Source organism: Acidimicrobiia bacterium, assembly GCA_040878325.1.
GTDB lineage: Bacteria > Actinomycetota > Acidimicrobiia > Spongiisociales > UBA11373 > JAUYIV01.
In genome coordinates this window covers 73,480-94,154 of record JBBDMM010000018.1, presented here as the reverse complement: position 1 = coordinate 94,154, position 20,675 = coordinate 73,480, and the positions used below count along the sequence as shown (strand labels likewise).

Below are 20,675 nucleotides of genomic sequence, written 5' to 3'. Positions count from 1 at the left end.
GCTCACACCTCCAGCAGTTCGGCCTCTTTGTGCTCGAGCAGCTCGTCGATCCGACTCGTGTGACCGTCGGTGATCTCCTGGAGGCGGGCCTCTCCCCGCCGTACGTCGTCCTCCGACACCTCGCCTTCGAGTGCTTCGAGATCGGACTTGGTGTGGCGGCGTATGTTGCGGATGGCAACCCGCCCCTCCTCCGCCATGTGGCGGACGACCTTGATCAATTCCCGGCGCCGTTCCTCGTTGAGTGGCGGGAACGACAGCCTGATCACGGTCCCGTCATTCGATGGGTTCAACCCCAGGCCTGACGACTGAATGGCCCGTTCGATCTCACCGAGCGACCCCCGGTCGTAGGGAGCGATCACGAGCAGCTGGGATTCGGGAACAGAGACCGAGGCGAGCTGTTGCAGAGGCGTTGGCGTGCCGTAGTAATCCACGTGCACCCGGTGGAGGATCGATGGATTCGCCCGACCGGTTCGCACCGAACCGAACTCGCCCCGGACGTGCTCGATCGCCTGATGCATCTTTGCTTCGGCTTCGCGGAGTAGCTCGTCGATCACCCGTGCCTCCTGTGGTGCCCGGCGGTGACACTCCGCCCGATCGCCGTCACCGGCACTAGCGAACGAGGGTCCCGACGGGCTCACCCCGTACCGCCCGGGCCACATTGCCCGGAACCCCGATGTTGAAGACCCTGATCGGGAGGTCGTTGTCCATGCACATCGTAATGGCGGTGTTGTCCATCACCCGAAGACCCTTTTCGAGTACCTCCATGTACGTGAGTTCGGTGAGCAGGACGGCGTCCGGGTTCTCCTCAGGATCGGCGTCGAAGATCCCATCGACCCGGGTGGCCTTGAGCACGGCGTCGGCGCCGATCTCTGCTGCCCTCAGGGCGACGGTGGTGTCGGTCGTGAAGTATGGATTGCCGGTGCCGGCGGCGAAGATCACGACCCGCCCCTTCTCGAGGTGGCGAATCGCTCGCAACCGGATATAGGGCTCGGCGACCGATGTGATCGTGATGGCGGTCTGGACCCGGGTGGGCACCCCCACGGATTCGAGGCCGTCACGCAACGCCAGGGCGTTGATCACGGTGGCCAGCATCCCCATGTAGTCGGCATTTGCCCGATCCATGCCTTCTGCCGCAGACGAGAGCCCACGGAAGATGTTGCCTCCGCCGACGACTATCGCAATCTGGTGTCCTTCAGCGGCGACGACGGCGATCTCGCTGGCGATACGGTGAACCGTCTTGGGATCGATGCCGTAACCCAGCTCGGGATCGGCGAACGACTCGCCGGACAGTTTGAGCGCTACCCGGCGTCCCACTATTCGGGTTCCTCGCCGACGGCCACCCGCGAGAACCGGGCGACCTCGATGTTCTCCCCGAGCTTGGCCACCATGTCCTGGATCATTGCTCCAACCGTGCCGTCGAACCGCTCCGGGTTGACGAACACCTGGTCGTAGAGCACGTAATCCTCGTAGAACGAGCCGATCCGACCCTCCACGATCTTCTCGATGATCGCATCGGGCTTGCCCTCGTTGCGGGCCTGCGCTGCGATCAGCTCTCTCTCCTTGGCGATGGCATCCTCGGGCACCTGCTCGCGGCGCACCCAGCGGGGCCGGGCGGCCGCGATGTGCATCGCGATGTCGTTGGCGGCCCTCTGGAACGGCTCGCTCTTGGCGACGAAGTCCGTTTCGGAGGCGAGCTCGACGAGAACGCCGATCACGGGCCGGTCGGCCTGATTGTGCAGATAGTGACCGATGGACCCCTGTTCGGTGGCGCGTCCTGTGCGCTTGGCCGCCGAGGCGAGGCCCTTCTCGCGAAGGAGGTCCTTGGCCCGATCGACGTCGCCGCCGGTCTCCTCGAGAGCGCGCTTGGCATCCATCATCCCGGCGCCCGTCAGCTTGCGGAGCGCCGAGACCATCTGTGCCGTGATCTCAGCCATCCTCTTTCACCGGATCCCGGTCCTTGGAGCGGGCGCCGGCCAGCTCGGCTCCCTCCACACAGGCGTCGGCGATCACGTTCGTCATCAGCTGCGCCGCCCGGATGGCGTCGTCGTTGCCGGGGATGACGAAGTCGATCAGGTCGGGGTCGCAGTTGGTGTCGACCACGGCGATGATCGGGATCTCGAGGCGGCTCGCTTCAGTGACGGCGATGTGCTCCGTGCGCACATCGACGATGAACACTGCATCCGGCGCCCGCTGCAGATCGCGCACCCCGCCGAGCACGGTGACCAGCTTCTCGAGCTCACGGCGCAGCCGCAGCCGCTCCTTCTTGGGGAGCGAGTCCATCTCGCCGGACTCGTCCATGCGCTCGAGTTCGCGCATGTAGAGGATGCGCTTGTGGATCGTCTGGAAATTGGTGAGCATCCCGCCGAGCCAGCGCTGGTTGACGAACGGCATGCCCGCCTTGACCGCCGCCTCCTCGACCACCGACTGCGCCTGCTTCTTGGTGCCCACGAAGAGCACCACCCCACCAGTCGCCACCAGGTCGCGGACGAACGCGTAAGCGCCCTGGGCGGCCTCGAGGGTCTGGCGGAGGTCGATGATGTGGATGCCGTTGCGCTCCGAGAAAATGTACGGGCGCATCTTGGGGTCCCAACGCCTTGTCTGATGCCCGAAGTGGACCCCCGCTTCGAGCAGCTGCTTCATGGTGACACCGGCCACCGTTACCTCCCATGTTCGCGGTTGGTCTCTTCCGCCGATCCTTTGGCCTTCGCGGAGCGCAAGCGCTCCGACCGCAGAAGGGTGCGATCAACGTGAGTGATTGGAGTGGAGTGTAGAGGCCAGCAATCCCCAACCCGCAATGCTGAATACGGGACTCGCGATACGCGATACGACGGCGGGTGGAGAGTGGGCGAGTTGCGAGCGTGCGACTCGCGAGAGGCGGAATTCAGGATGCGAAAGGCGAAAAGCGAAACCCGGACCAAGGTCTTCTTGCTGAAGGCGGAAGGCCGGTTCTTTCTGGCTGGAGCCGGAGCTGGAGCCGGTTCTTAGGCTGGAGGCTGGAGGCTGGAGACTGGCGACTTCTTAAGGCTTCTGGCCTGGCTCCAGCATTCGGTTGCGGAGGGACATCACCGACTTGGTGTGGATCTGGCAGATGCGCGACTCGGTGACGCCGAGGACGCCGCCGATCTCGGCGAGGGTGAGCCCCTCGTAGTAGTAGAGGGTGATCACCAGGCGTTCGCGCTCAGGGAGGCGATTGATGGCGTCGGTGAGGAAGTAACGGTTCTCCTGCTGCTCCTGCTCGGACCCCAGCTCGCCGACACGGGGGTCGGAGAGAAGATCGCCCATCGTCGCCGAGCCCCGATCGCTGGCGTCGACCAGTTCATCGAGGGCGACGAAACCGAGCCCGGCGATCTCGCCGAGTTGTGTCTGCAGGGTCTCGAGCGGAATGCTCATGTGATCGGACAGCTCTTCTTCGGTGGCGCTCCGCTTCAGCCGGTGTTCCAGCTCATCGAGGGACCGCTGGATCTCGCGGGCTCGGGCCCGCACCGATCGCGGCACCCAGTCGAGCGCCCGCAACTCATCGAGGATGGCCCCCTTGATGCGATTGACCGCGTAGGTCTCGAACTTGATGTTCCGCTCGGGCTCGAACTTGTCGATCGCGTCTATCAAGCCGAACATCCCGTACGAGGCGAGGTCGGACTGTTCCACGTTGCGAGGAAGCCCAACACCGACGCGACCCGCCACGAACTTGACGAGCGGCGAGAAATGGAGGATCAGGCCCTCGCGGGCCGCGGGGTCGCCAGTCTTCTTGAACCGCCGCCAATGCTCGGCGATGTCCGGTTCGGTGGGCTCAGGCGCGCGGGTGCGATCGCTCATATGCCGCCTTGAGGTGGGAACGGGATACAGCAGTGTAAGTCTGCGTCGTCGCGAGTTCAATGTGGCCCAGCAACTCCTGCACCGTGCGAAGGTCGGCGCCTCCTTCGAGCAGGTGGGTTGCGAAGGAGTGTCGGAGGGCGTGAGGGAACGTCCCGAGGCGGCGCTGGACCAGGTGACGCACCCCCCGGGCACCGAGCGGGCCACCTTTCGCCCCCAACCACAAGTGGCGATCTGAGCCCTCACCCACCAGTTCGGGACGCCCCGCCTCGAGGTACCGGTCGACCCACTTCCGGGCCTGGCCGGCGAGGGGGACGACCCGTTCCTTGTCTCCCTTGCCGCGGACCCGGACGAGATCGACCCCCTCCACGTCTTCGACGGTCAGCGAAGCCAGTTCAGACACGCGCATCCCCGTCCCGTAGAGCAGCTCGAGTGTGGCGCGGTCGCGGACGTCGATCGGGTCATCACCCACCAGGGCATCGAGCATCTCGCCGAGGGGACGCGCGGCTATCGCCCTCGGAAGGCGTGACGGCCGTTTACGCGGCGGAAGGCCGGCCGACGGATCCACCGCCACATCGTGTCGACGAACCGCGTCCCGGTAGAAGGACCGCACCGCCGAAGCCTTGCGGGCGATAGAGGCGGCGACGTACTGCCGGCTCACCAACTGGGCCTGGAACCTCCTCACCACCCGCCGATCCACCGATTCGATCGAATCGAGCCCGAGGCGCTCGCAGAAGTCGAAGAATTGGGCGAGATCTCGCCGGTAGGCCGCGACCGTGTTCGCCGACAAGCCTCGCTGGGCCGAGAGGCGGCCGAGGAAGTCATCGACACGCATCCGCGCCCATCCGGGGAGCTCGGGGATCTTCGCCATGGTTCCATCGTGGCGGGGCCAGCCCGCCCGGTCAACGACCGTTAACTGGGCAGTTCGGATCTACCGCTGATCGGCCGCGGCGACCACCCCATCACCTGTCACGACATGGCCGGCGAGTTCGAGACGGGCGATGGCGCCGAGGACCTCCGAAACCGGCAACCCGACGATCTCTGCCAGGCGATCAGCGGTGACCGGGGTCCCGGTGGCGGCCAGCACCAGGGCGTCCACCCCGGTTACCGAAGCGGCCGTGGCTGCAGGGGTCATTCGTCGGGGAGGGCCCAGGACCAGGGAGAGAGCCTCGATCAGGTCTTCGGCGCCGAGCACGGGGACCGCGCCGTCTCTGATCAACATGTTGCAGCCAACCGAGGCTTCCCGATCGACGTCGCCCGGCACCGCGAATAGCGCGCGTCCCTGTTCCCCGGCGCGCATCGCCGTCACCAGCGCACCACCGGTCACCGCGGCCTCCACGACCACGACCGCCGCCGAGAGACCCGAAATGATGCGGTTGCGGGGCGGGAAGCGCCATCCGTCGGGACGAGTGCCCGGCGGATACTCGGTTATCACCGCGCCACCCGATTCGAGCAACCCGTCGTGGAGTTCCCGATGATCTGGCGGGTAGAGGACATCCGACCCTGATCCCAGCACGGCCACCCCAATGCCACTGGCCTCGAGGGTTCCCCGATGGGCGGCGCCGTCGATACCCCGCGCCAGCCCCGAGATCAGAGGCCACCCCGCCCCCGCGATCGCTCTCCCGAACGCTGTCGCCAACCGCCTGCCGTAGCCGGTGCAGCGCCTGGTGCCGACCACCGCCACCCCGGGAACCATGGGAAGCGAACCGCGCACGAACAGGACATCGGGTGGGTCGCCGAGCTCGGCAAGAGCGGTGGGGTAGTCGGGATCCCCCAGGAGCACCGGCCGGCAGCCCGCCCGCTCCATCGCCTCGACACGCTCCGCGGGCGGAACCACCCGGTGGGGTGCGATGCCGTCGAGCCGGGCGCGGGCAGCGAGGCGCAGCACCGAAGCCACCGACCCGTGGCGCTCGACCTCGGTGCGGGCCCGGTCGGGATGAAGACCCAAGAACGCCACCCCGACCCGATCATCGCGGCTCACAACACGCTCCTGAGGGCGAGCGCCTCGGCCACATGATTGCCCCCGGCCTGTTCGGCGCCTTCGAGATCGGCGATCGTTCGGGCGGTCTTGCGCACCCGGTCCCATCCCCGGCCGGTGAGTGCCTGCCGATCCATTGCCAACGCCAGCATCCGCCCGGCGTCGACGTCCCACGGAAGCCCGTCGAGCTGGTCGCGGCTCAACGATCGGTTGAGCACCCCGCGGTCCTGCTGAATCTGACGAGCCTCCAGCACCCGAGAACGGATGGCGGCCGATGGCTCACCGCCCGCTCCCAGCAGTTCGGCCGCCTCGACCCGAGGCACGGTGACCCGCAGGTCGAACCGGTCGAGCAACGGGCCCGATAGGCGGGTCCGATACTTGTCGACCGCCGGCCGCGAGCATCGGCAGGGCGTGCGACCGTCCCCCAGATATCCGCAGGGGCAGGGGTTGGTGGCTGCCACCAACTGCACCCGACACGGGAACGCCACCGACACCCCCTTGCGGGCGATATGCACTCGACCCTCCTCGATCGGCTGGCGCAGGGTGTCGAGAAGATGCGACGGGAATTCGGCCAGTTCATCGAGGAAGAGAACACCGCGGTCGGCAAGGGTCAGTTCCCCCGGAACGGGCACTCCCGACCCTCCACCGAGAATGGCTGCCGGGGTGGCGCTGTGATGCGGGCTCCGAAACGGTGGGCGGCGTCCCACCGCGGGAGGGCGGCCCGCGGCCGAGTGGGCTTGGGCCACCTCGAGTGCCTCCGCCGGGGAAAGGTCGGGCAGCACACCGGGCATCGCCCGTGCCAGCATCGTCTTGCCCGCTCCCGGTGGGCCCACGAACAGCAAATGGTGGCCGCCGGCCGCCGCCACCTCCAGGGCGCGCCGGGCCGTCGCCTGCCCCCGCACCGATGACAGATCGAGGCAGGTTTCGATGGGTGGCGCCGCTTCCGGCGCCGGAAGACCTCGGTCTTCACCGCGGCACACCGACATGGCGTGAGCCAGGCTGGTGACCCCCCGAACATCGGCCCCCGACAACGCCGCCTCGGCGCCGCCGTCGACCCCCACGATGCAGGGCATACCCCGGCGGGCAGCGACGATCCCGGCGGCAAGCCCGCCGCGCACCGCCCGCACCGCACCGTCGAGAGCGAGTTCGCCCAGGGCCACGACCTTGGTGGCATAGGCCGGGAGTCCGCCGATGGCCGCCAGGACTCCCAGCGCAATGGGCAGGTCGTACGCCGATCCAACCTTGGGCAAGTCGGCCGGTGCAAGGTTGACCGTGATGCGGCGGTCGGGAAAGGGATGCCCGGTGGCGAGGATCGCCGACTGGACCCGCTGACGGGCCTCGCGTATGGAGGCGTCGGGCAGGCCGACGATGTTGAACCGGTCGCGGCCTCCCGCGGTGCCGGAGACGTGTGCTTCGACTCGAACGGGCCGGGGCTCGACGCCGACGAGGGCAGATGAGGTGACTGAAGCGAACATGAGGGCAAAGTACGCGCGGGGTACGACGCAGAACAGTGGGGTGAGCCGGACTCAGGCGGTGCTCATCGTCCCTTGAAATCCGGAGAGCGCTTCTCCATGAAGGAGGTGACGCCCTCGATGAGGTCCTCGGAATTGAAGAGGACGGTCTGCGCCTGCTGCTCGTATGCCAATGACTCGTCGAACGACATCTCGAACGATCGGTCGATCCCCTGCTTGGCAAAGCGCTGAGCCAGCGGCGCCCCGGCGGCGATCTCCCCGGCCATGTCGGCTGCGGTTGCGGCAAGGTTCTCCGGTGCCACCACGGCGGCGATCATCCCGTAGGCGAGAGCCTCGCTCGCGCCGACCATGCGACCCGTCAGGGCAATTTCCTTGGCGCGGGCGAGGCCGACGAGCCGGGGAAGCAGCCAGGTGCCGCCGAAGTCGAGTGTCAGCCCCCGCTTGACGAAGATCTCGCTGAAACGGGCGCGGTCGGAGGCGATAACGATGTCGCAGCCCAGCGCAAGGTTCATCCCTGCACCAACGGCCACCCCATCGACGGCAGCGATCGTCGGCTTGGTGAGCCGATGAAGCGCCGCCGCCGCCGCCCCCACTTCCGCCATCGTGGCGTACGCCGCCGCGCTACCGCCCGAGGTCATTCCAGATCCGACATCGGCACCGGAGCAGAAATCCTCTCCCGCACCGATAACCACGAGCACCCGGGCTTCAGACGAGGCGAAGTCGGCGAACCGAGCGGCCAGGTCGGGCCAGGCACCGAACGGAATGGCGTTGCGCCGCGCCGGATTCTCGATGGTCAGCCATCGCACCGGCCCCTCGTCGCGCACCGCGAACATTCATCGGAGAATACCGGCCGGCGGTGCCCACCTACGATCCCTGCATGGGCTTCAACCCGTTCCGCAAGCATCGCACCAACCGCCTCGACATCGCCCTGGTCGTCGGAGCGATGCTGGTCGCGACCGGGTTGGTCGTCTGGGCGATGATGGGTTGAACAGCTCCGGCTCCAGCTCCGGCTCCAGCCAGAAAGAGCGCAAGCCGGCGCTGCCCGCGCTTGGCAGGTTTTCGTCGTATCGCGAATTGCTTATCGCGTATCGCTCTACTCCGTCTCGGGCGGCCGGCCATGGCGGCGGCGCTGCTCGAGATGCCAGCAGGCGCGATGCCAGTGGCGGCGGAGATCGGGCCAATCCTCCGGGACCACCACCAGGTGCCCCTCCCCCGGCTCGACGAAACCCTCACAGCCCGGGCACACGTAACGCTTCCGCGCCGCATACGGCTGCACGGGCGTGACGATCTCGGGTTCGAGTCCGCGCGAATGCATCACCCGAGACGGTAGATCAGGGTTAGGCGGTCAGGGCGGTCAACCAAAGTGGTCGACGGTCGAGGGACCACGGCCAGACGGACGAGTCAACTCGGGGCACCGTCAACCGTAGACCTCCTCAAATCCCCCTCACCCACCGAATGGTTGCGCCGGTGGTGTCGAACATCACCGCGACCACGTCGATCCGGGTCGGTCGCGGGTTGGCATGATGGGCGGCCCGGCGGAGACGGTCATGCTTCAGTTCGGTCATCTGGGTGAGCGGATCGACACCCACCCGGGTCTTGACCTCGACCGCAACCACTCGACCGTCGAGGCGCACCAGCAGATCGATCTCCCCGCGACCCGACCGGACGTTCGCCGCGATCAGTCGGGCACCCCGGCGTCGCAGGAAGGCGAGAGCGATCGCCTCGCCGCGGGCCCCTAGGCCTCGTCGGTGTCGGGCGGCTGCATCTCCGGATGCTCGAGTTCCTCGACGTTGACGTCGCGGAATGTCAGCACGCGGACGTTCTCGAGGAACCGCGCCGGACGGTACATGTCCCACACCCAGGCGTCCTCGAGCCGAAGCTCGAAGTAGACCGAACCGCCGGCCTCGCGGGTGTTGAGGTCGACCGCGTTCGCCAGGTAGAAGCGCCGCTCGGTCTCGATCACAAACTTGAACATCGGAAGTACGTCGCGGTACTCCCGATAGATCTGCAGCTCGACGTCCGATTCGTACCGCTCGAGGTCTTCTTCGCTCATGGTTGGCAGGGTCTCCTGAGGGTCCAGCGGATTCGCCGGAGCATGCCATGAATGTTAACGCCGGCGCGTTCGGAAGGGTTCGGTGCATTGGACATCAATATCAGGTGGGGGTGACAGGAGAGGAGTCGCCAGTCACCAGTCTCCAGTCGCCAGCAGGACGGCCTTCCGCCTTCCGCCATCCACCATCCGCCATCCGCAAGATTCGAGCAATCCCTAAAGGAAGCGTTCGGGGTTCTGTCGAATTGCGAATTGCGATTTGCGAATTGCGGGAGGCCGCCAGAGGCGGCCGACTACAGCCCTCCCCATCGGCTGGGGGGCCACACTCTTACGAAGGCGCGGCCGATGATGTCGGAGACGGGGACCGGGCCGAAGCGGCGGCTGTCCTCACTCTGGTTGCGGTTGTCGCCCATCACGAAAACGAATCCGTCGGGGACCGTCAATGGGCCGAAGTCGCCCATCTGCACCCGGTCGTTCAGGTAGGGCTCGGCGATGGGCACCCCATCGATCAGCACGGCGTTGCCCGAGATCTCGATCACCTGACCCTCGATGGCGATCACCCGCTTGATGAGGGCGGAGTCGGGTGTCGAGAGCCCGAGCGCCTCACCGATATGGCGGATGACTGCCCCAACGAACGACTCGCTGTCGTCGCCAGGATCGAGCGGCGACTCGAACACGACGATGTCGCCTCGCGAGGGCTCACCGAAGCGATACGAGAGCTTGTTGACCATCACCCGGTCCCCCTCGATGAGGGTCTCCCGCATCGAAGCCGATGGGATATAGAACGCCTGAATCAGGAATGTCTTGATGATCACGGCGACCACCAGGGCCACCACGATCAGAAAGGGCAGCTCCTTCCAGAACGACCGGACCGCATCGGAGCGCTCGCCTCGCCCCTGGGCCTCTACCCGCAGACGCTCCAACGCATCGGCATCCGATTCGGGAGGAACGCCGAAGAAGTCATCCGGATCGTCATCGGGCGGCTCGCGCCGATCCGGCGGAAGGTCGGAAGTCACGGCGAGACGGTAGCGGTGGTCTGGAGACTCAAGATTCAAGAGTCAAGAGGAGCGAAAGGCGAAGGGCGAAACCGCGTTGGGCCGCACGCTGTCTCAGTGCCCCCTCCGTCACCGCCGAAACGGCGGCGCCACCTCCCCCGCCGAGGACGGCGGAGGAGGACGCTCTTGACTGGGGACTGGAGGCTGGAGACTCTCAGGTCTCGCGCTTTTCCTTGATCCGGGTGGCCTTCTGGCCGACTCGGTCCCGGAGGTAGTAGAGCTTGGCGCGACGGACCTTGCCGCGACGCATCACCTCGATCGAAGAGATGATCGGGGCATGGACCGGGAAGATCCGCTCCACCCCGATCCCGAACGAGATCTTGCGAACCGTGAACGACTCGCGCAGGCCGCCGCCGCTGCGGGCGATGACATTGCCCTCGAACACCTGGACCCGCTCCCGGCCGCCCTCGACGACGCGAACGTTCACGCGAACGGTATCCCCGGGTCCGAAATCGGGAATGTTGTCGCGCTTGTAGGCGTCCTCGACCTGATCGAGCGTGTTCATCGGATCCTCCACGGGCGAGCGCCCGAGGGCCGGATTCTAGACGGTGTCGCCGTCCTCCTGGAAATCCGCCATCAAGTCGGGACGCCTTGCTCTGGTGCGCTCCACCCGTGCTTGGCGCCGCCACTCCTCGATTCGGGCGTGGTCGCCGGACAACAGGATTTCAGGGACCACCCAGCCGCGAAAGTCGGCGGGCCGGGTGTACTGGGGTTCCTCGAGCATTCCCCCCCGGAAGCTCTCGCTTTCAGTGGATTCAGGGTTGCCGACGACTCCGGGAAGCAGTCGGGCGATGCCTTCGATGACGGCGAGGGCCGCGACCTCGCCCCCGGCCAGCACGAAGTCCCCCAGCGACACCTGCTCGTCGACCAGATGCTCGGCGACACGTTCGTCGACGCCCTCGTAGCGCCCGCAGACGAGGGTGACCGCGTCCATCGTCGCCCACCGATCCAGCGTGGCCTGGTCGAGCGGGGTACCCGCCGGGCTGAAGAGCACCCGATGGGTGTCGGCGAGCGGGGTGAGGGCCGAGGCCATCGGCTCCACCATCATCACCATGCCGGGGCCTCCCCCAAAGGGGGCATCGTCCACCTGACGGTGCCTCCCCAGCCCATGCTCTCGCAGGTCGACCACCTCCACCTCGAGCAGCCCCTCGGCGACGGCGCGACCGACGATGCTGACCTCGAGCGGGCTGTCGAAGAACTCGGGGAAGATGGTGACCACGGTCAACCGCATCGGGCCAGGGTATCGCCATGGCACCGGGTCGCCGGTTGGTATCGTCGGCTGATGCGCCCCATCCGGCTGGTCCTCGCCCTCGGGCTGATTGCGGGCTGGACGATGGTGGGCGTCGGCCCCGCCGCCGCCGGCATCGGTGAGTGCTCCGCGACCTTCAACGGGGTGGAAGCGGATCGTATCGACTCGTTGTTCTCGCCGCTGGAACTGCGGGTCACCGACACGCTCATCTTCTCCGGCATCGACCCCGCCGGCACCTCGGAGGCCATGGTGAAGGTAATCATCGGCCCCGTCGTCGTGGATTCGGGCTCGACTGCCTACTCGCCGCCAACAGAGGAATTCACCGCGTCGATCGACCTCGATGATGTGTCGCCCTATGCAGTCGGTCTCGTGCGGATCCGGGGCACGACCGACGGATGTGCCGCCGAGGCGTGGCTGCGCATCACCGGGCGATTCCCCCTCGCCACCCTCACCGGAGTCACCGCCGCCGGGCTCGCCATCGGTGGGATCACCGGGCAGTTGGGTGCCATCGCCTCGCGGCGACGATGGTCACGGGCCGCGGCGGCCTTCGCCGGACTGGCCACCGGCACCGGTGCGGCCGTGCTCGGGCAACAGTTCGGCTGGCTCCAGCTGTCGTACATCTCGGTGGCGATCATCGTCATCATCGCCTCCACCCTCGGATTTCTCCTTGCGGGTCTCTTGAGCCCGGCAAGGCGGCAACGGCGCCGGAACCGCGACGACGAGGCAGGTGACCCGACGCCCGAGCGCACCCCCGCGAGCGCCCCTGTGCGCTCCGCCGAGGTGACCCGACGCGCTCCTGAGCCGATGCCGTCGGCGGCGCCCTACTGGTGTTACGTGCTGGCCGACATCGACGTTCTCGACCTCCGCGATCACACCCGGGTGGTTGGCCACCTCAAACCGGGGAACTGGTACCTGGCGAAGCGCGAGGTCGGCCCCTGGCTCCACGTCGCCACCGGAGAAGACACCGAAGGCTGGGTGGCGCGGACAGCAGTGCACCGATAGGCCTCGCTCCGCTCAGCCCTGCGATTGGCGTTGGCAAGAAGCACGGACGCGCCTTCCAGAGCTTGAACCGGTCTGGCTGGAGCCGGAGCGGGAGCTGGAGCCATCTAATCGACTTTGCTCAACCGGCCCGCCAAAACACCCGACAAAACCTCATGGACTCCTTGATTGGACGCTTCCGACTTGTCGCCGCGCTCGCGGTGGCACTCGGGGCATGCGCCACCCCCGACGGAGGAGTCTCGCCCAACAGTTCGGCGGCGCCGGCCGCGTCGGTCACCACGGTGGCGTCCATCGAGGACGCCGCGGTAGAGACTTTCCCGCTCCCCGACATCACCGTCCGCGCGGTCACCGGGGCCGATCTGTTGGCCATGCTCCCGCCCCCGGGGGCCGACGGGACCACCGAACTCATGTCGAACGCCGACCTCGTCGCCGGCTCGACCTTCGATTCCGACGACCAGGCATCCGACGTCACAAGTCTGTTGCGCATCAACGGCGCCACGGGCAGCTACCCCGAGGATGGGCACACCGAGCACGTCTGGATCGACGTCCTATACGACGCCGACTCGGCCCACCGGTACCTGCTCGACACCGCCGGCGACATCGTCAAGGGTTCCGGGGGGACCCACCGGCCCGATGCCCGGGGCTTCGAGGCCGTCGAGTTCCCGATTGCCGTGGGTGAGGAAGCGATCGGGCTGATCCTTCGCACCGGAGAGGGCTCCGACGCCACCGAGACCGCGGTCCTGTTCCGGGTGGGTCGGTTCGTCGGATTCGCTTCCATCGACCGTCCCGACGATCAGGACGCCCGCGTCGCCCTGCAATACCTTGCAGACGAAGTCGTCCGCAGGATCGTGGACACGCTCGCCACCGGCGACCCGTCGCCGCCGCGCGCCGACCTCCCGCCCTATCGATTCGAGACCACTGTCACCATCGACGGTGCTGAGCGATGGGCCATCGAGAGCCAGGGAACCGTCGGCGCCGCCGGCCGCAGCTGCAATGTTCGCCAGATCTCACCCAACGGCGAGTTCCAGCGCGAGATCGTCGAATCGGACGGGGCGCTGTTCTGGCGCCACCCCGACGACCCCTCGTGGTCGGCGACCGGCTCCGCCAACCAAACGCTCGCCGCGCTGCTTGCCCGCTGCCCTTCGTGGCCACTCGACCTGCGCCAGGCCGGATTCGCCGAGCTCGTCGAAGGCGAAGGAACTCCCCATATGGTCAACGGGGTGGCGTCGATGGGGTACCGCGCCGACGTCGCCGGCCTCGAAGCCGCCCTCGGCGTGACCCTTCCGGGAGTGTCGATCGACACCTTTGCGTTCTGGATCGCCGATTCCTGGTTGGTCGAGCTGAGCATCACCGCCACCGGAGATGCCGCCGTGCTCGCCCCCCTCACCGGACCCGGATTCGAGGGCGAAGTCGTAGTGACCCTCCGCCACCGGGTGTTCGACATCAACGCCACCGATGAAGTGATTCTCCCGCCGGGCTGAGAATCAAGAATCAAGAATCAAGAAGGATTGGGTGGCCAGGTCGCCAATCGCTAATCGCTAATCGCCTGGTCAACCAACTCGTACAGAGTGTTACGGCGGGCTGGGGTGCGACCGGCGGCGCGGATGGCCGCCTCCATCTCGTCGGCCGTCACCAGCTGGCCGTGAGCGGCGCCGGCGGCCCGGGAGATGTTCTCGTCCATGAGGGTGCCGCCCATGTCGTTGCAGCCGGCGCGGAGGAGAGCCGTCCCCCCGCCCAGGCCCAACTTCACCCACGAGGCCTGGATGTTCGGGATCAGGCCGTCGAAGGCGATGCGCGCCACCGCGTGGACCAACACCACCTCGTCCCAGGTGGGACCGGGGCGCGCCCGGCCCCTCAGGTAGATCGGCGCACCCATATGCACGAATGGCAGGGGGACGAACTCGGTGAACCCGCCGGTTCTGCGCTGGATGTCACGCAGCACCTCGTAGTGATTGGCCCACGAGGTGGGGCCATCGATATGGCCGAACATCATGGTCGAGGTGGACCGGAGCCCCATCTCGTGTGCGGTGACCATCACCCGGGCCCACTCCGCGGTCGTCACCTTGTCGGGGCAGAGATGTCGACGCACGTCGTCGTCGAGGATCTCGGCAGCCGTTCCGGGGAGGGTGCCCAGCCCCGCCTCCTTGAGGCGGGTGAGGAAGTCAGCGACGGTGACGCCGAGGGTCTCCGCCCCCTGCCACACCTCGAGGGGGGTGAACCCGTGTACATGGATCTCGGGGACCGCTTGCTTGATCGCTTCGAGAACCGCGACATAGAAGTCGCCGGTGAAGTCGGGGTGGATGCCGCCCTGGAGGCAGACCTCGGTGGCTCCGAGTTCCCAAGCCTCCTTGGTGCGATGGACCACTTCGTGGATCTCGAGAAGATACGGGTCGCCCCGCAGGTTCAGCGACCGGGGCCCTTTGCTGAACGCACAGAACCCGCAGCGGAAATAGCACTGGTTGGTGTAGTTGATGTTCCGGTTCACCACATAGGTCACCGTGTCGCCATTCGCACGGCTCCGCAGTTCGTCGGCCACGGCCGCAATGGCGTCGACCTCGTCCCCACGGGCCCGGAACAGGCGCTCCACCTCGTCGCGGGTTGGCGGCGTTCCCGCCCGCGATCGTTCGAGGATGCCCGCGAGGTCTGCGGATAGGTCACCCGTCCGTCCCGCGCCACCGACCCACGCATCGTCGGGCCATTCCGCCGAGATCCGACGATCGGGAATCGGTGCGCCCTCGTCCTTGCCCGGCGCCCACGAGTAGCGGGGTCGGGCGGCGCCCGTGCCGTCGACGAGGTCGAGCCACGCCTTGAAGCCAGCCGCGCTCAACTGGTCGCGGACCAAATCGGTGGTGACGCCAACGGGCAGAGCGGTGCGCTCGACCAGCCTTCCGCCGAGAGCGTCGCGTAGCTGTCCGATGCTCTCGGTATCCCAATCGCGCAAGATCAGGTCACCTGCGCCGGAGCCCACTGCCCCGAGCGCCTCGTCGACCGAGTCGACGAAGACCGAGACGGCCGCGTCCACTCCCGGCGTCGACAGGAGATCGGCGGCTTCTGCCACCCGGCTGCGCCCCGTGCGCAGGAATGCGGCGCGGGTTCGAGCCATCGCATCGAGCACGGCCTCTTCCGGCCCGACGTCCTCGACGGTGATCCTCCAGCCGGGAACCCCTCGTGCGACCAGGGCGAGGGCGTCCGCCGGACCGACGACCCAGGCGACTGGTTCGGCCTCGCCCGGTCCGTTCGCCACGGGGAGCACTCCCCCGGTGAGTGCGCCGCCCACCGAGGCATCATCGATCCGCTCGATCTCGAGGGCGGTGGTTCCTTCGCGGCGTCGGGTTGCAGCCCACACTTCGGTGGCCATGTCGGTGGGCCGAACTCGTAGGAAGGTGATCATGCTGCCTCCATCTGGGGCGCCCGGGCGTAACCCTCGTCGTCGATCGCCGCCTCGACGGCCGGCAAGAGCCCGGGGTCGATCCAGTCGGAATCGATGAACTCCGGGTACACCGGCAGCCGCGGCATCAGCCTGAATCCGGCCGCCTCGGTACGGCCCCGCAACTCCTCCAGGTGCGGCCACGGCGCCTCGGGGTTCACCCAGTCGATGGTCAGCGGAGAGACCCCACCCCAGTCGTTGATGCCGGCGTCGAGATATACCTCGAACCGGTCGGTGAGATTCGGCGGGACCTGCAGGTTGACCCCCGGGCCGAGGATCCAGCGCGCCACGGCCACCACCCGGGCGAAGTACTCGACCGTTGGCTCGGCATCTCGCCGCTTGGGGGTGCCGGCCTTTGCCCGGAAGTTCTGAACGATCACTTCCTGGACCGCGCCGGATTCCACGCCGACGTCTCTGAGCGCGAACAGGCTGTCGACGACTTCGTCCACCGTCTCGCCGATCCCCACCAGGATCCCGGTGGTGAAAGGCACCTTGACCCGCCCCGCCGCCCGCACCACCTCGAGGCGGAGCACAGGGTCTTTGTCGGGACAGTCGAAGTGCGGCATCCCCGGCTCCATCAGCCGGGGCGACACGTTCTCGAGCATCAGCCCCATCGAAGGATTGGACGGGCGCAGCGCGACGAGGTCGGCGTCGGACATGATCCCCGGGTTGGCGTGGGGGAAGAGGGTGGTGTGCTCGACCACGGCCTCGGTGTTCATTTGCACATAGTCCAGCGTCGTGGCGCAACCGTGCGCGGCCAGGAACTCACGGGCTTGGGGCCAGCGGTCTTCGGGACGATCGCCAAGGGTAAATAGCGCCTCGGTACACCGATGGGACTCACCGGCCCGGGCGATGGCGAGCACGTCCTCCGGGGTCAGGTACTCCCCGCCCGCCCCGGGAGGTTGGGCGAAGGTGCAATAGGTGCACCGATCGCGACAGAGGGTGGTCAGCGGGACGAACACCTTGCGCGAGTAGGTGACGGTGCGTCCCTTCCCCTCGTCGCGCATCCTTCTCGCCTCGGCGAAGAGCCCGGCGACGTCGCCTCGCCCCCGCAGCAGCGAGCCCGCCAGCTCGGGTTCCGGTGTCGGATGCGCCATGGCGGAAGTGTAAGAGGGCTCGCTCCGCTCGGCCGCAATTCGCAATTCGCAATTGGCAAGAACGCGCCTGCAACCTCTGGCGCGTTGCGCATTGCGCATCGCGGGCGACTCGCCCATCGCCCTCACTTCACCTCACCAGAAGAGAGGCCCTCGCGCGACCATTACCCTTCACGATGTGACCACTCGTATCGGGCTGATGGGGTTTGGGCGGATCGGGCGGAATGTGTTTCGCCAGACCTGGGGTCGGGACGATCTCGAAGTAGCCGCCATCGTCGACATCGCTGATCCGGCCGCGCTCGCCTACCTGCTCGAGTACGACACCATCTTTGGCAGGTTTCCCGAGGCGGTCGACTTTGCCGACGGTCACTTGCTCGTCGGCGACCGACGAATTCCGATGCTCTCGAATCCCGAGCCCGGCGACACGGACTGGTCTTCGGTCGGCGTCGACATCGTGGTGCAGGCGACGCGCAAGCACCGCACCGCAGCCGAGTGCTCGAAGCACCTGGACCGTGGGGCGAAACGGGTGATACTCGCCTCGACCCCCGAAAACCCGGCCGACATGGACACGGTGATCATGGGAGCCAACGACCATTTGCTCGGACCCGACGATCTCATGGTCGCGCTGGGGTCGAACACCTCCAACGCCCTGGCACCGATCCTCAAGATCCTCGACGAAGCATTCGGCATCGACCGGGCGCTTTACACCGTGGTCCACGCCTTCACCAACCAGGCCCGGCTCGCTGATGTCCCCGGCGACGACTTCCGGACCAGCCGGGCGGCCGCCGAGAACATCATTCCTCAGCCCACCAGCTCCGCCGAGACGATCGCGCTCGTGCTCCCCCAACTGGCGGGGAAGATTTCGGGAATGGCGCTCAATGTGCCGGTCTCCAACGGGTCGAACGTGGACCTCGTGGCGACCCTCGGCACCGTTACCGACGCCAAGGCGGTGAACGCGGCCGTTCGCGAGGCAGCCAGCACGGCGCACATGATCGAATACACCGAGGATCCGATCGTCTCGAGCGACGTGATCGGCAACCGCCACTCGGCCGTCTGGGACGGCCTCGCCACCATCGTCGTCGGCGGCAACATGCTCAAGTGCGTCACCTGGTTCGACAACGGCTGGGGGTATTCGGCCCGGGTGATCGACGTGATCGAGAAGATGGCTTCGTTCGACAAGGTCTCGAAGTGACCCGGGTCGCCATCAACGGGTTCGGGCGGATAGGCCGCTCGGTGTTTCGCGTCATCAACGAACGGCGCGACTCCGGCATCGAGATCGTGGCGATCAACGATCTGGCGACCGATGAGATGGCCGCCTATCTACTCAAGTACGACACCGTGATGGGGGAATTCCCCGGGCCGGTGACTGTCGATGAGGGTCATCTCGTGGCGGGCCGTCACCGCCCCCGCCTTCTCACGATCAAGGACCCGGCCACGCTGCCGTGGAAGGAGCTCGAGGTCGACGTCGTCATCGAAGCCACCGGGGTGTTTCGCGACCGGGCAAGTGTGAGCAAGCACCTCGAAGCCGGCGCCAAGCGAGTCATCCTCACCGTGCCGTCCAAAGACGCCCTCGACGCCACGATCGTGATCGGCGTAAACGACGGGGACCTCGAGGCCGACGACCTGCTGGTGTCCAACGCCTCCTGCACCACCAACTGCCTCGCCCCCATCGTCAAGGTTCTCGACGATGCGTTCGGCATCAAGCACGGCGTGATGACCACGGTCCACGCCTACACCAACGACCAGCGGCTGGCCGACGTCCCCCACAAGGACTTCCGCCGCAGCCGGGCAGCCACCGAGAACATCATTCCCACCTCAACCGGGGCCGCGAAGGCGATCGGCGAGGTCATCCCCTCATTAGCGGGCAAACTCGACGGCATGGCCATGCGGGTACCGGTACCGGATGGCTCCACCGTCGACCTCGTGGTGGAACTCGAGAAGGATGTCACGGTCGAAGAGGTAAACGCCGCAATCGCCAAGGCGGCCAGCGGGCCACTGAGCGACATCATCGAGTACTCGGAAGCGCCCCTCGTGTCGAGCGACGTCATCGGCAACTCCCATTCGGCGATCTTCGACGCCCCCTCGACCCAGGTCCTCGGCGGCAACCTGGTGAAGATCCTCGCCTGGTACGACAACGAATGGGGCTACTCGAATCGGGTCGTCGACCTGATCGAGAGGCTGTAGGGCCTCGCTGCGCTCGGAGGCAGCCGAAGGCGGCCGACTTAGAACAACCCCCCGGGGTCCCTTATCTCGAGGCGACCGTTCACCGGGTCGCCCACCAAGGCCGATACGAAGGGGACCATTACCTCGCGCCCCTCGGGAGTGGTGACGACGATGCGGTCCTGGGCGTCTCCGAAATCGATTGCGGTGACGGTGCCGAGCAATGCGCCCAAAGGATCCACGGCCTCGAGGCCGACCAGGTCGTCGAGCCAGAATTCGCCGTCGTCGAGTTCGCGGCGGCTGGCGGCGGGCACCGAGAGGATCGTGCCTCGGAGTGACTCGGCGCCAACGCGATCGGCAACACCCTCGAAGCCCACCACGAGTCCGCGGTCGCGATAGGCGGATGCCGAAACCACTACGAGACCCCGCCCGTCCTCGGCCCATAGCTGCGATCCGGGCTCAAAATAGGGGCGATCGCCAGGTTCGAGGACGACCGTCACTTGACCGCGCACGCCGTGTGGTCGACCGATGCGACCAACGGTGATGCGGTCGTCAGTCGATGAACTCAACCCGAGCCTGCAAGCCCTCTTCGTCGGCGGCGGCCTGCGCCAGGGTGCGGATCGACTTGGCGACGCGGCCCCGCCGTCCGATGACACGGCCCATGTCGGACTTGGCAGCCCGCACTTCGGCGGTCACCTCGTCGGGACCATCCTCGACGATGGTCACCGAGACGGAGTCCGGTTCCTCGACGATTTCACGGGAGACGTACTCGACGACGCGCTGAACGATGTCGCCCTTCATGATGGCTGCTCCTCATCCGCGGGATCTGCCGCGGCTTCGATGACCGGCTCACCCTCCGCCTCAGCAACGGGCTGAGCCTCGGCTACGGGGTCGGCCTCGGGGACCTCGGCGACCGGCCCGCCTTCGGCCTCCATGTCGAGAACCTTGTCGTCGACTTCGACCGCTGCCTCGGCGACGGCGGCCGCGGTGGCGGCTTCAGTGGCGGCAACCTCAGGTTCTGGCGCCGCCTCGACGGCCGGCTCTGCCTCGACCGCCGGCTCGGCGACGGCCACGGGTTCGGCAATCGGCGCAGGCGCGGGTGCCACCTTCACCTTGCGTTCCTTGACCGGGCGCGCCGGAAGGTTGCCGGAGATCTCCAGCAACTTCTTCACCTGGCTCGACGGTTGCGCCCCGTTGGACAACCAATACTTGGCCCGGTCGTTGTCGATCTCGACGATCGAGGGGTCGACCGTGGGGTCATAACGACCGATCTGCTCGATGTATCGCCCGTCACGCGGGCTGCGCGAGTCGGCCACGACCACCCGGTAGGCGGGCTGCCGCTTCTTGCCGACTCTGGTCAGGCGGATCTTCACCGCCATCG

At 67.1% G+C, this 20,675-nt stretch carries 25 protein-coding genes; 5 read left to right on the top strand and 20 right to left on the bottom strand.

Going from position 1 to position 20,675, the window contains the following annotated elements:
- Positions 1-2 precede the first annotated feature (2 nt).
- The 9 genes from frr to WD184_10685 all read right to left on the bottom strand — a co-directional run bounded on the left by frr (position 3) and on the right by WD184_10685 (position 8,093).
- Positions 3-554, bottom strand: coding sequence for a ribosome recycling factor (frr, locus tag WD184_10725; GenBank protein ID MEX0827210.1), 552 nt, complete (start codon positions 552-554; stop codon positions 3-5).
- 55 nt (positions 555-609) lie between these two features.
- Positions 610-1,314 carry a UMP kinase gene (gene pyrH / locus WD184_10720; GenBank protein MEX0827209.1) on the bottom strand — a complete coding sequence of 235 codons (705 nt, stop codon included), beginning with the start codon at positions 1,312-1,314 and terminating at the stop codon, positions 610-612.
- On the bottom strand, positions 1,314-1,934 hold the full coding sequence (locus WD184_10715; GenBank protein ID MEX0827208.1) for a translation elongation factor Ts: 621 nt from the start codon (positions 1,932-1,934) through the stop codon (positions 1,314-1,316). Before WD184_10715 ends, pyrH begins: the two co-directional genes overlap by 1 nt.
- On the bottom strand, positions 1,927-2,655 hold the full coding sequence (gene rpsB / locus WD184_10710) for a 30S ribosomal protein S2 (protein MEX0827207.1): 729 nt from the start codon (positions 2,653-2,655) through the stop codon (positions 1,927-1,929). The genes WD184_10715 and rpsB overlap by 8 nt, the downstream gene beginning before the upstream one ends.
- 363 nt (positions 2,656-3,018) lie before the next feature.
- Complete coding sequence (locus tag WD184_10705; GenBank protein MEX0827206.1) at positions 3,019-3,813, bottom strand: FliA/WhiG family RNA polymerase sigma factor; 795 nt, start codon at positions 3,811-3,813, stop codon at positions 3,019-3,021.
- The gene (locus tag WD184_10700) at positions 3,788-4,681 is read right to left on the bottom strand and encodes a tyrosine recombinase XerC (GenBank protein MEX0827205.1); all 894 of its coding nucleotides are present in this window, start codon (positions 4,679-4,681) and stop codon (positions 3,788-3,790) included. Before WD184_10700 ends, WD184_10705 begins: the two co-directional genes overlap by 26 nt.
- Positions 4,682-4,741: 60 nt before the next feature.
- Positions 4,742-5,791 carry a DNA-processing protein DprA gene (gene dprA / locus WD184_10695; protein ID MEX0827204.1) on the bottom strand — a complete coding sequence of 350 codons (1,050 nt, stop codon included), beginning with the start codon at positions 5,789-5,791 and terminating at the stop codon, positions 4,742-4,744.
- On the bottom strand, positions 5,788-7,263 hold the full coding sequence (locus WD184_10690; protein ID MEX0827203.1) for a YifB family Mg chelatase-like AAA ATPase: 1,476 nt from the start codon (positions 7,261-7,263) through the stop codon (positions 5,788-5,790). The genes dprA and WD184_10690 overlap by 4 nt, the downstream gene beginning before the upstream one ends.
- A 62-nt stretch (positions 7,264-7,325) precedes the next feature.
- Positions 7,326-8,093 carry an enoyl-CoA hydratase-related protein gene (locus WD184_10685; protein ID MEX0827202.1) on the bottom strand — a complete coding sequence of 256 codons (768 nt, stop codon included), beginning with the start codon at positions 8,091-8,093 and terminating at the stop codon, positions 7,326-7,328.
- 23 nt (positions 8,094-8,116) lie between these two features.
- On the opposite strand from WD184_10685, the gene WD184_10680 reads away from it, so the two are divergent.
- Positions 8,117-8,248, top strand: a complete 132-nt coding sequence (locus tag WD184_10680) for a hypothetical protein (protein ID MEX0827201.1) — start codon at positions 8,117-8,119, stop codon at positions 8,246-8,248.
- A gap of 105 nt (positions 8,249-8,353) precedes the next feature.
- On the opposite strand, the gene WD184_10675 is transcribed toward WD184_10680, so the two are convergent.
- The 6 genes from WD184_10675 to trmD all read right to left on the bottom strand — a co-directional run bounded on the left by WD184_10675 (position 8,354) and on the right by trmD (position 11,596).
- Complete coding sequence (locus WD184_10675) at positions 8,354-8,575, bottom strand: hypothetical protein (GenBank protein ID MEX0827200.1); 222 nt, start codon at positions 8,573-8,575, stop codon at positions 8,354-8,356.
- Between the two features lie 118 nt (positions 8,576-8,693).
- Positions 8,694-9,065, bottom strand: coding sequence for a YraN family protein (locus WD184_10670; GenBank protein MEX0827199.1), 372 nt, complete (start codon positions 9,063-9,065; stop codon positions 8,694-8,696).
- Positions 8,996-9,313: a DUF2469 domain-containing protein gene (locus WD184_10665; protein MEX0827198.1), complete on the bottom strand. Its 318-nt coding sequence runs from the start codon at positions 9,311-9,313 to the stop codon at positions 8,996-8,998. The genes WD184_10670 and WD184_10665 overlap by 70 nt, the downstream gene beginning before the upstream one ends.
- Before the next feature lie 290 nt (positions 9,314-9,603).
- Entirely contained in the window at positions 9,604-10,326 is a 723-nt protein-coding gene (gene lepB, locus WD184_10660) for a signal peptidase I (GenBank protein MEX0827197.1), read from the bottom strand.
- A 193-nt stretch (positions 10,327-10,519) separates the two neighbouring features.
- Positions 10,520-10,870, bottom strand: coding sequence for a 50S ribosomal protein L19 (gene rplS, locus WD184_10655; protein MEX0827196.1), 351 nt, complete (start codon positions 10,868-10,870; stop codon positions 10,520-10,522).
- Positions 10,871-10,906: 36 nt separating this feature from the next.
- Positions 10,907-11,596, bottom strand: coding sequence for a tRNA (guanosine(37)-N1)-methyltransferase TrmD (gene trmD, locus WD184_10650; GenBank protein MEX0827195.1), 690 nt, complete (start codon positions 11,594-11,596; stop codon positions 10,907-10,909).
- A 51-nt stretch (positions 11,597-11,647) separates the two neighbouring features.
- Here trmD and WD184_10645 point away from each other — a divergent pair, with 51 nt between their 5' ends.
- Entirely contained in the window at positions 11,648-12,616 is a 969-nt protein-coding gene (locus WD184_10645) for a hypothetical protein (protein ID MEX0827194.1), read from the top strand.
- A gap of 152 nt (positions 12,617-12,768) precedes the next feature.
- Positions 12,769-14,094, top strand: a complete 1,326-nt coding sequence (locus WD184_10640; protein ID MEX0827193.1) for a hypothetical protein — start codon at positions 12,769-12,771, stop codon at positions 14,092-14,094.
- Positions 14,095-14,144: 50 nt separating this feature from the next.
- On the opposite strand, the gene cofH is transcribed toward WD184_10640, so the two are convergent.
- Together cofH and cofG are read right to left on the bottom strand one after the other, a co-directional pair.
- Positions 14,145-16,004 (bottom strand): 5-amino-6-(D-ribitylamino)uracil--L-tyrosine 4-hydroxyphenyl transferase CofH, encoded by a 1,860-nt coding sequence (cofH, locus tag WD184_10635; GenBank protein MEX0827192.1) that lies wholly within the window; start codon positions 16,002-16,004, stop codon positions 14,145-14,147.
- Complete coding sequence (gene cofG / locus WD184_10630) at positions 16,001-17,137, bottom strand: 7,8-didemethyl-8-hydroxy-5-deazariboflavin synthase CofG (protein ID MEX0827191.1); 1,137 nt, start codon at positions 17,135-17,137, stop codon at positions 16,001-16,003. Before cofG ends, cofH begins: the two co-directional genes overlap by 4 nt.
- Positions 17,138-17,312: 175 nt before the next feature.
- Here cofG and WD184_10625 point away from each other — a divergent pair, with 175 nt between their 5' ends.
- A complete protein-coding gene (locus tag WD184_10625) occupies positions 17,313-18,326 on the top strand; it encodes a type I glyceraldehyde-3-phosphate dehydrogenase (protein ID MEX0827190.1) in 1,014 nt (337 codons plus the stop codon).
- Positions 18,323-19,318 (top strand): type I glyceraldehyde-3-phosphate dehydrogenase, encoded by a 996-nt coding sequence (gene gap / locus WD184_10620; protein ID MEX0827189.1) that lies wholly within the window; start codon positions 18,323-18,325, stop codon positions 19,316-19,318. Before WD184_10625 ends, gap begins: the two co-directional genes overlap by 4 nt.
- A 38-nt stretch (positions 19,319-19,356) precedes the next feature.
- On the opposite strand, the gene rimM is transcribed toward gap, so the two are convergent.
- The 3 genes from rimM to rpsP are packed head-to-tail and all read right to left on the bottom strand — an operon-like array spanning position 19,357 to position 20,673.
- Entirely contained in the window at positions 19,357-19,863 is a 507-nt protein-coding gene (gene rimM, locus WD184_10615; GenBank protein ID MEX0827188.1) for a ribosome maturation factor RimM, read from the bottom strand.
- On the bottom strand, positions 19,847-20,095 hold the full coding sequence (locus tag WD184_10610) for a KH domain-containing protein (GenBank protein ID MEX0827187.1): 249 nt from the start codon (positions 20,093-20,095) through the stop codon (positions 19,847-19,849). The genes rimM and WD184_10610 overlap by 17 nt, the downstream gene beginning before the upstream one ends.
- On the bottom strand, positions 20,092-20,673 hold the full coding sequence (gene rpsP / locus WD184_10605) for a 30S ribosomal protein S16 (GenBank protein MEX0827186.1): 582 nt from the start codon (positions 20,671-20,673) through the stop codon (positions 20,092-20,094). Before rpsP ends, WD184_10610 begins: the two co-directional genes overlap by 4 nt.
- Positions 20,674-20,675: the final 2 nt, after the last annotated feature.